Source organism: Pseudomonas sp. GW823-FHT06B06, from assembly GCF_058795195.1.
Genome location: NZ_JBXAHO010000020.1, coordinates 1 through 14,579, shown reverse-complemented (window position 1 = coordinate 14,579; position 14,579 = coordinate 1). Strand labels below are relative to the sequence as shown.

Here is a 14,579-nt window from a genome sequence, read left to right as displayed (position 1 = left end):
ATCGTTCCCACGCTCTGCGTGGGAATGCAGCCCGTGACGCTCCGCGTCACTGGACGCAGAGCGTCCCTTGAGGCATTCCCACGCAGAGCGTGGGAACGATCCGCGTCAGGGCGTTCTTTCGTATTCAACAGGAGTTTCAAATGGCGAAGAAACCCAAGGCAGCCACCTTTATCAAGGACCCGCTCTGGTACAAGGACGCGGTCATCTATCAAGTTCACGTCAAATCCTATTTCGACTCCAATAACGACGGGATCGGCGATTTTCCGGGCCTGATCGCCAAGCTCGACTACATTGCCGACCTGGGCGTCAATACTATCTGGCTGTTGCCGTTCTATCCTTCGCCGCGTCGCGACGATGGTTATGACATCGCCGAGTATCGTGGCGTGCACAGCGACTACGGCACCATGGCCGACGCCAAGCGCTTCATCGCCGAGGCGCATAAACGTGGTCTGCGGGTGATCACCGAACTGGTCATCAACCACACCTCGGACCAGCACGCCTGGTTCCAGCGCGCACGCAAGGCCAAGAAAGGTTCGGCCGCGCGGGATTTCTACGTGTGGTCCGATGACGATCAAAAGTACGACGGCACCCGCATCATCTTTCTCGACACTGAAAAATCCAACTGGACCTGGGACCCGGTGGCCGGCCAATACTTTTGGCACCGCTTCTATTCACACCAGCCCGATCTGAATTTCGATAACCCGCAGGTGATGAAAGCGGTGCTGTCGGTCATGCGCTACTGGCTGGACATGGGCATCGACGGGTTGCGCCTCGACGCGATCCCGTACCTGATCGAGCGCGACGGCACCAACAACGAGAACCTGCCGGAAACCCACGACGTTCTCAAAAAGATCCGTGCCGAAATCGACGCCAATTACCCCGACCGCATGCTGCTGGCCGAGGCCAACCAATGGCCGGAGGACACGCAGCTGTATTTCGGCGACACCGATAAAAAGGGCCTGAACGGCGACGAATGCCACATGGCGTTTCACTTCCCGTTGATGCCGCGCATGTACATGGCGCTGGCCCAGGAAGACCGTTTTCCGATCACCGACATCTTGCGCCAGACCCCGGAGATCCCGGCCAATTGCCAATGGGCGATTTTCCTGCGCAACCACGATGAGCTCACGTTGGAGATGGTCACCGACAAGGAGCGTGACTACCTGTGGAATTACTACGCGGCCGATCGACGGGCGCGCATCAACCTGGGAATTCGCCGGCGCCTGGCGCCGTTGATGGAGCGTGATCGCCGGCGCGTGGAGTTGCTCAACAGCCTGTTGCTGTCGATGCCCGGCACGCCGACCTTGTACTACGGTGACGAGATCGGCATGGGCGACAACATCTACCTCGGCGATCGCGACGGTGTGCGCACGCCGATGCAGTGGTCGATCGACCGCAACGGCGGGTTTTCCCGCGCCGACCCGGCCAGCCTGGTGCTGCCGCCGATCATGGACCCGCAATATGGCTACCTGTCGGTCAATGTCGAAACCCAGGCCGGTGACCCGCATTCGCTGTTGAACTGGACCCGGCGCATGTTAACGGTGCGCAAGCAGTCCAAGGCGTTCGGGCGCGGCACCTTGAAAATGCTCTCGCCGACCAATCGCCGGGTGCTGGCCTATACCCGCGAATACACCGGGCCTGACGGCAAGCATGAAATCATCCTGTGCGTGGCCAACGTTTCGCGCAGCGCCCAGGCCGTGGAGCTGGACCTGTCGGCCTACGTCGGCATGGTGCCTGTGGAGATGCTTGGCGGTAATGCGTTTCCACCCATCGGCCAATTGAGCTTCCTCCTGACCCTGGCGCCCTATGGGTTCTACTGGTTCGGCCTCGCCGCGGAGAACCAGATGCCGAGCTGGCATGTGGAACCGGCGCAAAGCCTACCGGACTTCACCACGCTGGTGCTGAAAAAGCGCATGGAAGAGTTGCTCGAAGCGCCTTCACGCACCACGCTGGAGCAGGGCATCCTGCCGAACTGGCTGCAGAACCGCCGCTGGTTCGCCGGCAAGGACGCGGCCATCGAGAAGGTCAATCTGGCCTACGGTGTGCGATTTGGCGATGCGCAGCACCCCGTGTTGTTGAGTGAAATCGAAGTCACCGGTGGCGGCCAGACCAGTCGCTACCAACTGCCGTTCGGCTTTATTGCCGAAGACCAGGTCGGCACGGCATTGCCCCAGCAACTGGCCTTGTCACGGGTGCGCCGTGGCCCGCAGGTTGGCCTGATCACTGATGCCTTCAGCCTGGAAAACTTTATTCGCGCGGTATTGCAGGGCATGCAGAACAGCACGGTGTTGCCTTCCGATGGCGGTGAAATCCGTTTTGAACCCACCGCCGAGCTCGCCAAACTGGGCCTGACGGCAGAGTCGGATGTGCGTTACCTGTCCGCCGAGCAATCCAACAGTTCGGTGGTGGTCGGCAACAGCCTGGTGTTGAAACTGATCCGCAAGGTTGCGTCGGGCGTGCACCCGGAACTGGAAATGAGCGCCTATCTGACCGCTGCCGGCTTCGGCAATATCTCGCCGTTGCTGGGCGCGGTAGTGCGTCGGGATGCGGCAGGCGAAGATAACCTGCTGATGATCGCCCAAGGCTACTTGAGTAATCAGGGCGATGCCTGGGAATGGACCCAGAACAATCTGGAGCGAGCGTTGCGCGACGAACTCGCGGACGCCATGTCCGAGCAGGAACAGCATTACAACGCACTTGGCGAGTTGAAGGATTTCGCCGCCATGCTCGGCCAGCGCCTGGGTGAAATGCACCAAGTGCTGGCGGCATCAAGTGAAAATCCTGACTTTGATCCGCAGATCACTACGCAAAAGGATGCGTCCGCGACGGGCAAGGATGTCGTGGCACAAATCGAGCATGCATTGAAATTGCTCAAGCAGCATCAACATGAACTGAACCCTGCGGACAAAACCCTGGTCAGCCGTTTACTGGAGCATAAAAAGGCCATTCTCAGCCATGTCCAGGAGTTGGCCAAAAAGACCGCGGGTGGACTGCGGATCCGTGTACACGGTGATTTGCACCTCGGCCAGGTGCTGGTGATCAAGGGTGACGCGTACCTGATCGACTTCGAAGGCGAACCGGCGCGGCCTTTGCCGGAGCGTCGGGGCAAGCACAGCCCGTACAAGGATGTCAGTGGTGTACTGCGCTCTTTCGACTATGCGGCGGCCATGACCATCAACGTGCATAACGTTGATAACACAGCCCATGCCCAGGACGCTCGCCGGCGGGTCGGTGATCGCTATTTGAGTGAGGCAAGGCAGGCATTTATCCACGCTTATCGGCTGGCGGCAGCTACGCTTGGCCATGCGTGGCAAGATCCGGATGGCGAAGATGCCGCCTTGGCATTGTTCGGCCTGGAGAAGGCGGCGTATGAAGTGGCCTACGAGGCGGAAAACCGCCCCGGCTGGCTGCCCGTGCCGTTGCACGGTTTATATGGATTATTGAGTGGGCTTAAACCCTTTTCCGATCTTGGTGGAGAGTAGTCATGAGTTTCTCGAACAAGGAACAGGGTCATCATCACAGTGAAGCGCTGCTACCCAGGGCGCGGGATATCGATGCGCTGGTGCGTGCCGAGCATCGCGATCCCTTTGCCATTCTCGGCCCCCACGGCGATGGTGCCGGCGGACAATTCATCCGCGCTTATCTACCGGGCGCCTTGAGCGTGCAGGTGGTGGGCAAGGAATCCGGGGAGGAGCTGGGCAACCTGGAAGCGACCCAGACCCCAGGGCTGTTCGTCGGGCATTTCCCGCGGGCACAGCCGTATCTGTTGCGAACCCGCTGGGCCGGTGGCGAACAAATATCCGAAGATCCCTACAGTTTTGGTCCATTGCTGGGTGACATGGATTTGTACCTGTTTGCCGAAGGCAATCACCGCGACTTGAGCAGCGCCCTGGGTGCCCAGTTGAAGACCGTGGACGGTGTCGATGGCGTGCGGTTCGCCGTATGGGCACCGAACGCCAGGCGGGTGTCGGTGGTAGGTGATTTCAACGTCTGGGACGGTCGTCGCCACCCCATGCGCCTGCGCCATCCCACCGGTGTCTGGGAACTGTTCATTCCACGCCTGCAAGCGGGGGAGGCCTACAAATACGAAATCCTCGGCAAGGACGGTATCCTGCCGCTCAAGGCAGACCCCATGGCGCTGGCCACCAGCCTGCCACCAGACACCGCCTCGAAAGTCGCCCCACCTTTACGGATCGACTGGCAGGATCAGGACTGGATGCAGTCGCGTGGCGAGCGCCAGCGCCCGACGGCGCCGTTGTCGATCTACGAATTGCACGCCGGTTCCTGGCAGTGCGAGCTGGACGACCTGGGTGAAGTGGCCCGTCAATACACCTGGCCGGAACTGGCCGAGCGGCTGATTCCGTACGTCAAGGAGCTGGGTTTTACCCACATTGAGCTGATGCCGATCATGGAGCACCCGTTCGGCGGCTCCTGGGGTTATCAGTTACTTTCGCAGTTTGCCACCAGCGCCCGCTACGGAACGGGCGACGAATTCGCTGCCTTCGTCAACGATTGTCATGTGGCGGGAATCGGCGTGATCCTCGACTGGGTGCCGGCGCATTTCCCCACCGACACCCATGGCCTGGCCCAGTTCGACGGCACCGCGCTGTATGAATACGGTAATCCTCAGGAAGGCTTTCACCAGGACTGGGACACCCTGATCTACAACCTGGGCCGCACCGAAGTGCACGGCTACATGCTGGCGTCGGCGCTGCACTGGCTCAAGCATTTCCACGTCGATGGCCTGCGGGTCGATGCAGTGGCGTCGATGCTGTACCGCGATTACTCGCGCAAGGCCGGCGAGTGGGTGCCCAACCGCCATGGCGGTCGCGAGAACCTGGAGGCCATCGACTTCCTGCGTCACCTCAATGACGTCGTGGCAGTGGAAGCTCCTGGGGCGCTGGTGATCGCCGAAGAGTCCACGGCCTGGCCCGGCGTCAGCCAGAGCACACAGCAGGGTGGCCTGGGTTTCGCCTATAAGTGGAACATGGGCTGGATGCACGATTCGCTGCACTACATTCAGCAAGACCCGGTGTACCGCGCCCATCACCACAACGAACTCAGTTTTGGCCTGGTGTACGCCTGGTCCGAGCGATTCATCCTGCCGATTTCCCACGATGAAGTGGTGCACGGCAAGCACTCGCTGATCGACAAGATGCCCGGCGACCGCTGGCAGAAATTCGCCAACCTGCGGGCCTACCTGAGTTTCATGTGGACCCACCCGGGCAAGAAACTGTTGTTCATGGGGTGCGAGTTCGGCCAATGGCGCGAGTGGAACCACGACCAGCAGCTCGATTGGTACCTGTTGCAGTACTCCGAGCACAAAGGCGTGCAGAAGCTGGTGAGTGACCTCAATCGGCTGTATCGCGAGGAGCCGGCGCTGCATGAGCAGGACGACGTGCCCCAAGGCTTCCAGTGGCTGATCGGTGACGACGCGATCAACAGTGTCTACGCCTGGATGCGCTGGAGCAAGGATGGCCAGCCGATCCTGGTGGTCGCCAACTTCACGCCGGTGCCACGCGAGGGTTATCGGGTGGGCGTGCCGTTTGCCGGGCAGTGGAGCGAGATGTTCAACAGCGATTCGTCGATCTATGCCGGGTCCAACTATGGCAACAGTGGCGGGGTGACCGCCGAGCAAACGCCGAGCCATGGCCAGGCCCTGTCGCTGGCGCTGAACCTGCCGCCGCTGGCGGTGTTGATGTTGCGGCCGGCGGGGTAAGTCAGGCAGCCTGCGCTATCTCCGAATCGCTCTCCAGAGCGGGCTCGCCTCTACAGGGTATTGATCACGACATCAATCCACTCTGGAGGCGGGCCAGCCTGGATGTCGCCCATCAAAAATCCAGCCTCAGCCCGATTGTCGACTTGCGACCATTCAACTCATTACTGTCAAGCTGGGTGTCGTAGCCTGCTTCGCCATACAGGCTCAAGGCGTCCGACACTTGCAGCGTCATGCCCATGCTCAGGTTCAGTGTCGTGGATTTCTGCTGGGTGTCGATCGCTGTGGTGTCATTGAATGTCACCCGGTCGGTGCCGGACAAGGTATGCCAGACATGGGTGCGCACGTAGGGCTGCAGGGGCATATGGGCAACCTGATAAGTGCCGCGCAGTCGGGCACCGAAACGGGCTGTCAGGCTATTATCGGCATCGAAGGTGACATCGGAGATGCCGTCGTTCTGGCTATCCAGGGCGCGTTGCTGGTGGATAAGTTGTACCTGCGGCTCCAGGACCCAGTCGCCGGAAACCTTTAGCGGGTAACCGGCCTCAAGCGAGAACGTAACGGCATGCCCATGGGTGTTGAGCTTGATCCCGCGGTTGGATTCGCTGTTGATATCCACACCCGTCCACATCAGTACAGTGTCGACGTACCAGCCGTAGGGGTCGATGAGCGTCCAGTACAGGCCCACGCTATCGCCACGCAGTGTGCTTGTACCGGCGTCCCGATGTTCGATTGCGCGATTGAATCCATCGATATCGCCTTGCGATTGGCTGTGACCGACGAAGATACCCAACTTTTGCGTCTGTCCATCGTCGCGGGTCCATCCATACAAATCACTGCCGACCTGGTAACCCGATATCGAGCCGTCCAGACGTGGGCTGACCGTGCCGGCAAAACCTTGGCGACTGTCACTGGCATACATCCGGCCCCAGCCTGCCGGGAAGGCGCCGGCCTGATGCTGTTGGCTTTGGTCGCCTTGGCGTTCATGGAAAGTACCGAGTGCATTGAGCAGCATCTGATTGATGGCAGGTAACAGCGCCGAATACACCGGGACTTCAGGGCGATAGGTCGGGATCGGCGGCTTGCCTGGTTCGATTTCCGGTAACTCCGGTCGAGTCGGCGGAAGCTCGTCTTCGGGGCTATCGATAATACCTGGCAGGGGCACGGGTGGATGTTCCGGCTCTGGCAATGGTACAGGCGGATTTTCCGGCTCGGGCAGAGGCACGTGTGGATCTTCCGGCCCCGGCAGGGGCACAGGCGGGTTTTCGGGCTCGGGCAGGGGCACCGGTGGATGTTCCGGCCCCGGCAAGGGCACAGGTGGGTGTTCCGGTTCGGGCAGAGGAGGTGCTACCACGGCGGAGCGCAAGTACCAGTTCTGCGCAGTGCCCGGGATGACCCCTCCCTTGTACAGGTAATACTCAAAGGCACCTGCGGAGATGGGCCCGGGGTAAGTGAATGCCCGGTCACTGCCTGTGGCGCCCTTGAGTGCTTCCACCACCAGGATGCCGTTTTCCCGGGTCAAGTCTCCGGGGCCGGCGAGGTTGGTGATGTGCAGTGCGGTGGAACCTTGCAAAGTGCCTCGCTCCACAACCAGTTTGTCGCTGGCGGCGTTATCACCCGCCAACACGCTGTGCAGCCGCAGTTCGCCCTTGTCGCCAATGTAGTTGCCCTCGACGGTAAGTCGATTGTCTGCACGGGCGTTGCCACTGGTCATGTCGATCAGCCCTTTGTTGTTCAAAGTGGCGAGCTGGCCAGAGTCATAAGGAGTGATGCTGCCCTGTTCGACCAGCAACACACTGCTGCCATGAATGTTGAGCGTGCCGGTGCCTGATACGCTGTCACCGAGGACGAAATTGCCGTCCAGGTTAAACCGCGAACCATTGTCCATGTTCACGGTTTCCCAGTGGGGATAGCGTGTGGGGCTCGCCGATTGGCTGTTGTCGAACGTCAGGGTGTCGCTGCCCAGGCCACCATCGATACTGGGAGTCGATGCCAGGCTGGTTTCCGTGTGATTGAGCAGTAGTGATTGATCGTCGCCGCCATTCAACAGCACAGCCGAGTGAATGAGCCCATGGGTGTCCCAGGTGAACAGGTCGTTGCCGCTGCCGGCACGGACCTGGCCATGGATCTCGCCGCCGCTGACCGTGATGAAGTTTGCACCGCCACTGACCATGATATTACCGCCGACGGTGCCGCCCTTGATGATGACGTTGTTGTTGTCGGTGCCGGCATCCAGATCACCGAGGATCCGACCGCCAAGCATTTCAAAGGTGTTGGCGTCCTGATTCATCGCGACCGCGCCAATCTGTCCTCCACTCATGAGTGCATGCTCGCCGTTTTCAAAAAGTCCGGTGATGACGCCGGTGCTCATGGTGAAGGTGTCATCGCCTGGCCCCTGGTTCACGGATATGAGGGTGCCACCGCTGATCGCCAATCGGTCGTTGCCGGCCCCCTGGTCGATAAGAGCTGCCGTACCGGCGCTGACCTGTGCGATGTCGGCACCGTCGCCCTGGCGGACCGTGCCACCAATGGTCCCATTGAAGAGTTGAAAGATGTTTGCGCCATCGCCCATGTCCACCGGGCCGAGGATGGCACCGGAGTTCATTGTCAGCAGATCATGGCCAGCGCCGAAAATAACAGGGCCATTGATGTTGCCGTTTCCGCTCTCGGGGAAAACCAGGCTGTTATTGCCGCTTGTGTCGGTGAGCCCTGGGCTGCTTCCGCTGCTGCAGGTGAAGCTGTCATCGGCGTTGGTGGGCACGAGCGTGCAGTCAGCATGGGAGGCCAGGGGCCAGAAAAACAGGGTAAAAATCGACAGGGCAATAGTGCCCGGGAGCCTGAAGGCTGAAAACGGATTGCTCATGATCCATCCTCGCAAGACGTGCTGCTCCCGCTCCTGCGGGGCAGGCCATGGCAACGTCAAGAGCGATACGGATCAGGAACTGCAGGTTTCCTGCGCGAAGTCATCGGGCAATGCAACCGGTCGACATGGTTTTTACGACTGCGCATTACAAGGCACAGTGTTTTCCCACGGTACCAACAGGTTGTTTGAGGCGCTACTGTCAGAAATAACAGGTGACGAACTATTGGGGCTGGCGAACCTCCGGTTCAGGCGTCATGGGGTAGCCGGCATTGCGGTGTGTCGGACACACCGCATAGTTGCCTTCACCAGCAAATTGGCTATCACCAGTGCGCGCAGCTGCTCACCAACGCATCCGCACGCCCAGGCTGCCGATCAAGCCATTCAAGTCATTGTCATCCACATCGCTGCTGTAGTCGGCGCTGACGTACAGGCTCACGGTCGGCGTCATTCTGGCCACCAGGCCCAAGCCCAGTTCGACCGTCGAGGAGTTTCGGCTGCTGCTGATCTTGTCGACCTGGTCGAGGGTTACGGTATTGCCGGTGTACACCGTGTGCCACAAGTTGGTTCGAACATAGGGTTCGACGGGCAGGCCGTTGATGTCGTAGCTACCTTTCAACTTGGCACCGACCCGGCCGCTCCAGGAGGAGAGGTCGCTGGAGGATGCATTCCCTGAACCCGCATAGGGCGTGTCCAGGGTGATTCGCTGGTTGATCAATTGCGCTTGGGGTTCCACCACCCAGTTCTCACTGATGCCAATCGGGAATCCGCCTTCGACCGAGAGGGTCACTGCGCTGCCTTCGGTGGCTTGCCTCGCGCCTTGTTCATTGCGACTGAAACCGTTGACCCGACCACCACTGGCCGACAGATCGACGTGCCAGCCTTGTGGGCCGGTCAGGCTCCAGTAGGCGCCGAGGCTCTGTCCCTGCAGGTTGAGGGTGTCGGTGTGCGGGTCCGATTGTGCGCGATTGGTCAGCAAGCCGTTGCCGGTGCCGTGGAACTCAGCGGTGCCGCCGATCAGGCCGACCCGTTGGGTATGGCCACTGTTGCTTTGCAAGGTCAGGATCGCCGGGCTTTTCAGTTCGCCGGAGCCGGCAATGGAAAACCCCTGGGCCATGGCGTCGGTTTGCGCCTGGCGTGAAGCCTGGCCATACAGTTGATCCCAGGCTCCGGGTGCAGCCGCTTCGACGGTCAGGCTCGAGCTTCGCGTATCGGCAATCGGGCTGAAGCGGCCGGGATAGGACGTTGTTGGTGCAGACAAGGTAAGCGACGGGACGTCCTGGCGGTACCAGGGCGTGGTTTCTTCCTCTGTGGGGGAAGCCTGCACTTCCATGGAAGAACATAACAGCAGTGTACTGGAGACGGTGCAAACACTAATCCGGATCTCTTGAGGGGTGAATGAAGTTTTCATGGAGGTCTACCTTGCAATCGCATGCGGTATCTCGCTGTGGCGTCTCTCCTACCCCGAGTGAGGGGCGACCGAAAGAATTAGGGCAAGCCGACTCCCGCCCGTTTTTACGGGTAGTCATCGGATTGATCCTGGTGGTGGTTCCGGGGTAGTAACGTGAAGTCAAGAGGACCCCTGGCATTGCGTCAAGAAAATGGCCGATAAGTGGTAGAGGTATTTTAGATCATATAAGTGACTGATTTACGACGCTTGCTTAAGTGCTTGTTTATTGGTTGAAACGTCAAAAAACTCTCGAGCTAGAGCCTTTGCTCAGTCTTACCAGCTCATCCTGATTCCCAGGTTACCGCTCATTCCCCGCAAAGGATTGCTGTCGATATTGCTGCTGTAATCTGCATTGGCGTACACGCTGACAGCGGGTGCAAGTGTCAGGATGGCACCCAAACCCAGATCCGCCGATGAGGAACGTTGGCGGGTGTTGATTTCGGTGCTGTCGTCGAAAGTCACCGTGTCGGTTCCCGACATGGTGTGCCACAGGTTCACGCGCAGGTAGGGTTCCAGCGGCAGGCCGGCGACGTCGTAGCACCCCTTGAGCCGGGCGCCGAGACGACCGGTCCAGGCGGTGTCGGAATCGAACGACACCTTTGAAATGCCGTCGTCCTGACGCTTCAGGTCAACCGTTTGATTGATGACTTGCAGCTGGGGTTCGACCACCCAGTTGTCCGCCACGGCAACAGGGTAGCCGGCCTCGACGGAGAGGGTCATGGCGTGGCCGTCATTATCGATTTTCAGGCCGCGCTCGGAGTGACTGTCGCCGTTGAGCCAGGTGTACATCGCCACCGTATCGAGATACCAACCCTTGGGGTCGGTCAGGGTCCAGTAGAGTCCCAGGCTGTCGCCTTGCAATTCAATCTTGCCGGCACGTTTGTCCTGGAAACCCTGGTTGAAACCGTCGACATCACCCTTCAAGCGGCTATGGCCGACGAAGAAGCCGGTGCGCTGGGTTTGCCCACCGGAAGTTTGCGAGCCGAACAGGTCGTTGCCCACCTGAAATCCGTTCAGCGAGCCATCGAGTCGTGGCGTGACGGTGCCGGCCCAGGTCTGCTCGATGTTTTTGCCATAGACCCGGCCCCAGCCCGCGCCAAAGGCGCCGGTTTCTTTCAGCAGGCGTTGATCACCCTGTCGATCATGGAAGGTGCCGAGTGCCGTCAGGGCCAACTGCGCGACCGCCGGAGGCAACACTGACCAGACCGGGACTTCCTGGCGGTACAGGGGAATGGGCGCCGCACCGGCAACGGGCGTCGGCAAGGGTGGTGTGCCGACAGCCGCCACCGGTAACGGCACCAGAGGCACCAGGACGGGCGGCACGGTTGGATCGGGATTGGGCACTGCCGCTGCAACCAGCGGCGGCGCAACAACGGACGAACGCAGGTACCAGCTGTTTGCGCTGCCGGCAGTGACGCCCCCCTTGAATAGTCGATAATCAAACGCGCCGACCGACAACGGGGCTTTGAGCCTAAAGGCGCCACTGTCGCTGATGGCCGTGCCTTGGGCCTGGACGACTTGAATACCGTTTTGCAAGGTGGCGGCGCCCGTGCCGCCAAGGTTGCTGACGGTAATGGACGTGGACCCAGCCAAGGTACCGTCGTTGACCACCAGTTTGTCACTGGGGGAGCTGTCATCGCCCAGTACGCTTTGCAGCCATAGCTGGCCGCCGTTGCCCGCATAGTTGCCCTGTACTGTCAGGGTGTCGCTGGTGCGACTGTTGCCACTGCCAAGGTCGATGATCCCGGCGTTGTTCAGCGTCGCCCGCTGGCCTGCGGAGAAGGGGGTGAGGCTACCCCTGGCCGAGGTCACGACACTGCTGCTGTCAATGTTGAATACACCGCTACCGCTGGTGCTGTCAGCAAGGACAAAGTTGCCGTCGAAGTCCAGTTGAGACTTATTGTTCAGGTTGACGGTCTCCCAATTGATGTAGCGAGCGACGCCGCTGGTGGTGGTGTTATCGAAAGTCAGCAGATCGCTGCCGTTGCCCCCATCCAGGGTCGGAGTCTGGGCCAAGCGGCTGGCACTGAGATTGCGCAGGGTTGCCCGGTCATCGCCATCTCCCATCAGGATCGCCGAACGGATGATGCCGCCGCCATCCCAGGTCAAGCTGTCACTGCCCGCGCTGGCCCGGATCTCCCCGACGATTTCGCCTCCAGTCACCGTAATGCTGTCATTGCCACCGCTGACACTGATGTTGCCGCCAATCCTGCCACCGGACACGATGATGGTGTCAGTCCCAAACCCGGTGACCAGATTGCCGAGGATCTCGCCACCAGACAGGTCGAACAGATTGTCATCGAGCTTCATATCGACCCGGCCGATGCTGCCACCTGTCATTTTGGCGGTGTCACCGTCTTCGAAGGCGCCAATGATCGTGCCTGCGCTCATCTGGAAAAAGTCGCGACTGTCGCCCTGGGCCAGCGACTGGATAGTCCCGCCACGTATGAGGGCGGTGTCGACGCCATTGCCCTGGTTCACCGCCCCGGTGATCTGGCCGGCGTCAATGCTGAAAGTATCGCTGCCGTCCCCCAGTTGGACGATCCCGCTAATGACGCCGGATTTCATGTCCAGGGTATCGTTGCCGGCGCCGAACGTCACATTGCCTGTGATCGTGCCGGTGCCATTGGCGGGGAAGGCCAGGTTGTTGTTTCCCGTCAAATCAGTCAGCGGCCCGTTGTTGCCGCTGTCGCACACGAAGTTGTCGTTGCCAGTGGAAGGGACCAAGGTACAAGCCGCCTGGCCGGGCAGGGACCAGCCCATGCACAGCCAGATCGAAATGGTACAGGCGCTGTAACGGTAGCTGGGCAGTGCTTTACAAAGGTCCATGCGCGTCTCCGCTCAAGATTCGACACCCGATGCCTTGCAGGAACGGCAAGGTAGGGGGTGTATCTGCAGCGCGAGTCGCGAGACATCATCAGGAAGGCATAAGACCCTTCAGGCAACGACGGCTACGGGGCATGTCCATCCGAGTCATTCGAACGGACGAGAGCACCGTAGCAAGTGTTTTTGGATGTATCTACTGTCATAAATGACAGTTAGAGATCAGTTTTACGTGTTACAGGTGCACTTCAACCGCCAATGGCAAATGATCAGACAGGTGTGTCCAGGGCTTGTGGCCGAGGATTTTCGGATCGTGGCTACTGGCGTTGCGCAGGTAGATCCGATCCAGGCGCAGCAGCGGAAAGCGTGCCGGGTAGGTTTTTGCCGGCCGGCCATGGTGGCGTTCGAACGCTTCGTGCAAGTAGTCGCGGCGCGAGAGAGCGGCGTTGCCCTGCAACTGCCAGTCGTTGAAGTCGCCGGCAATGATGACGGGGGCGTCATCGGGCAAGGATTCGAGCAACTGGCAGAGCAACTGCAACTGCAACTGTCGATGACTCTCCAGCAGGCTCAGGTGCACGCAGATAGCATGGACCTCGGCATGGCCCGGTACATCCAGCACGCAGTGCAACAGCCCCCGGCGCTCTGGGCCGGTAATGGAGACGTCAAGGTTGCGGTATTCACGGATCGGGTATTTGGACAGCAGTGCGTTGCCATGGTGACCGTCGGGATAAACCGCATTTCGCCCGTAGGCGAAGTCGCTCCACATGCTGTCGGCAAGAAACTCGTACTGCGAGGTTTGTGGCCAGTCGTTGTAGCGCGAAGAATGGCGCTCGTGTTCACCGACGACTTCTTGCAGGAACACCAGGTCCGCTGAGGTACTGCGTACCGCTTCGCGTAATTCCGGGAGGATGAAACGCCGATTGAGGGCGGTAAATCCTTTGTGGGTGTTGACGGTCAACACGCGCAGTCGATGGATAGCCTCGGGGCTGTTCAACGGCACTGATCCTGCTGCCAGCCGATTAGAGTCACTGCTCACTTTCACTCCTCTGAATCCGGGTTGCTTATGCATGCGACTGATAGGGGAGCGTGCAGTTCAGCGCGTTATGCCGTGATGCCAAAAAATCGTCCGAACGCAGCGGGAATCGCATCGCAGCGATGGCGGTCTGTTCGCCGACCTGATTATAGGTTTGTCCGCCATGCCATTGTGGGAGCCAGCCTGCTGGCGAAAAACGTCCAGACAGCGCGTTCATCCAGACAGGGCGCGTTATCGTTGACCTCCATCGCCAGCAGGCTGGCTCCCACAGGGGATTGGGGGTATCTGTAAAAGTCAGGTCGGCTTTAAGGCCACCTCGCTTTGCTGTTGATCGCGGGCGCCCCGTTAACCACGATGGCCGAACGCAGGCCTTGCGCAGTGGGGAAACCGGCAGGACGCCGGTTTAGCCGCGCTGGGCCATGGATGGCCCAGCGCGGCGACCCACGAAGCAATGCCGGAGAAAGGGCATGCTGAGCCCAAGCGAGGCACCGAGTGGTGGGGCAAAAGCCTTTTGCTTACTTTTTGCTGGGCCGGCACTCCGGCGTTTGAAAAAGGGAGTCGCTGTAAAAGCGAAACCATAAGTGGCCGTTGCCGCAGCAATGGATATGTACTCCGACAATCAATTTCACACAGGGCTTCCTGTGACACCCCGCATCACCGTTGCGCACGGCTCAATTAATGCGTCGTCAGCGGAACG

At 60.1% G+C, this 14,579-nt stretch carries 6 protein-coding genes; 2 read left to right on the top strand and 4 right to left on the bottom strand.

The window, feature by feature from the left end:
- The first annotated feature begins 140 nt into the window (after nucleotides 1-140).
- Together treS and glgB are read left to right on the top strand one after the other, a co-directional pair.
- Complete coding sequence (gene treS / locus AC1Q8Q_RS18935; protein ID WP_083349005.1) at nucleotides 141-3,482, top strand: maltose alpha-D-glucosyltransferase; 3,342 nt, start codon at nucleotides 141-143, stop codon at nucleotides 3,480-3,482.
- Nucleotides 3,483-3,484: 2 nt separating this feature from the next.
- Nucleotides 3,485-5,719, top strand: coding sequence for a 1,4-alpha-glucan branching protein GlgB (glgB, locus tag AC1Q8Q_RS18930; protein WP_020800627.1), 2,235 nt, complete (start codon nucleotides 3,485-3,487; stop codon nucleotides 5,717-5,719).
- A 112-nt stretch (nucleotides 5,720-5,831) separates the two neighbouring features.
- On the opposite strand, the gene AC1Q8Q_RS18925 is transcribed toward glgB, so the two are convergent.
- From AC1Q8Q_RS18925 to AC1Q8Q_RS18910, 4 genes are all read right to left on the bottom strand, one after another.
- Entirely contained in the window at nucleotides 5,832-8,579 is a 2,748-nt protein-coding gene (locus AC1Q8Q_RS18925) for an autotransporter outer membrane beta-barrel domain-containing protein (protein ID WP_492615353.1), read from the bottom strand.
- 340 nt (nucleotides 8,580-8,919) lie between these two features.
- Nucleotides 8,920-9,987: an autotransporter domain-containing protein gene (locus AC1Q8Q_RS18920; protein WP_033042701.1), complete on the bottom strand. Its 1,068-nt coding sequence runs from the start codon at nucleotides 9,985-9,987 to the stop codon at nucleotides 8,920-8,922.
- 312 nt (nucleotides 9,988-10,299) lie between these two features.
- Nucleotides 10,300-12,855 (bottom strand): autotransporter family protein, encoded by a 2,556-nt coding sequence (locus tag AC1Q8Q_RS18915; protein ID WP_492615352.1) that lies wholly within the window; start codon nucleotides 12,853-12,855, stop codon nucleotides 10,300-10,302.
- 229 nt (nucleotides 12,856-13,084) lie between these two features.
- Nucleotides 13,085-13,885, bottom strand: coding sequence for an endonuclease/exonuclease/phosphatase family protein (locus AC1Q8Q_RS18910; RefSeq protein WP_020800631.1), 801 nt, complete (start codon nucleotides 13,883-13,885; stop codon nucleotides 13,085-13,087).
- Nucleotides 13,886-14,579: the final 694 nt, after the last annotated feature.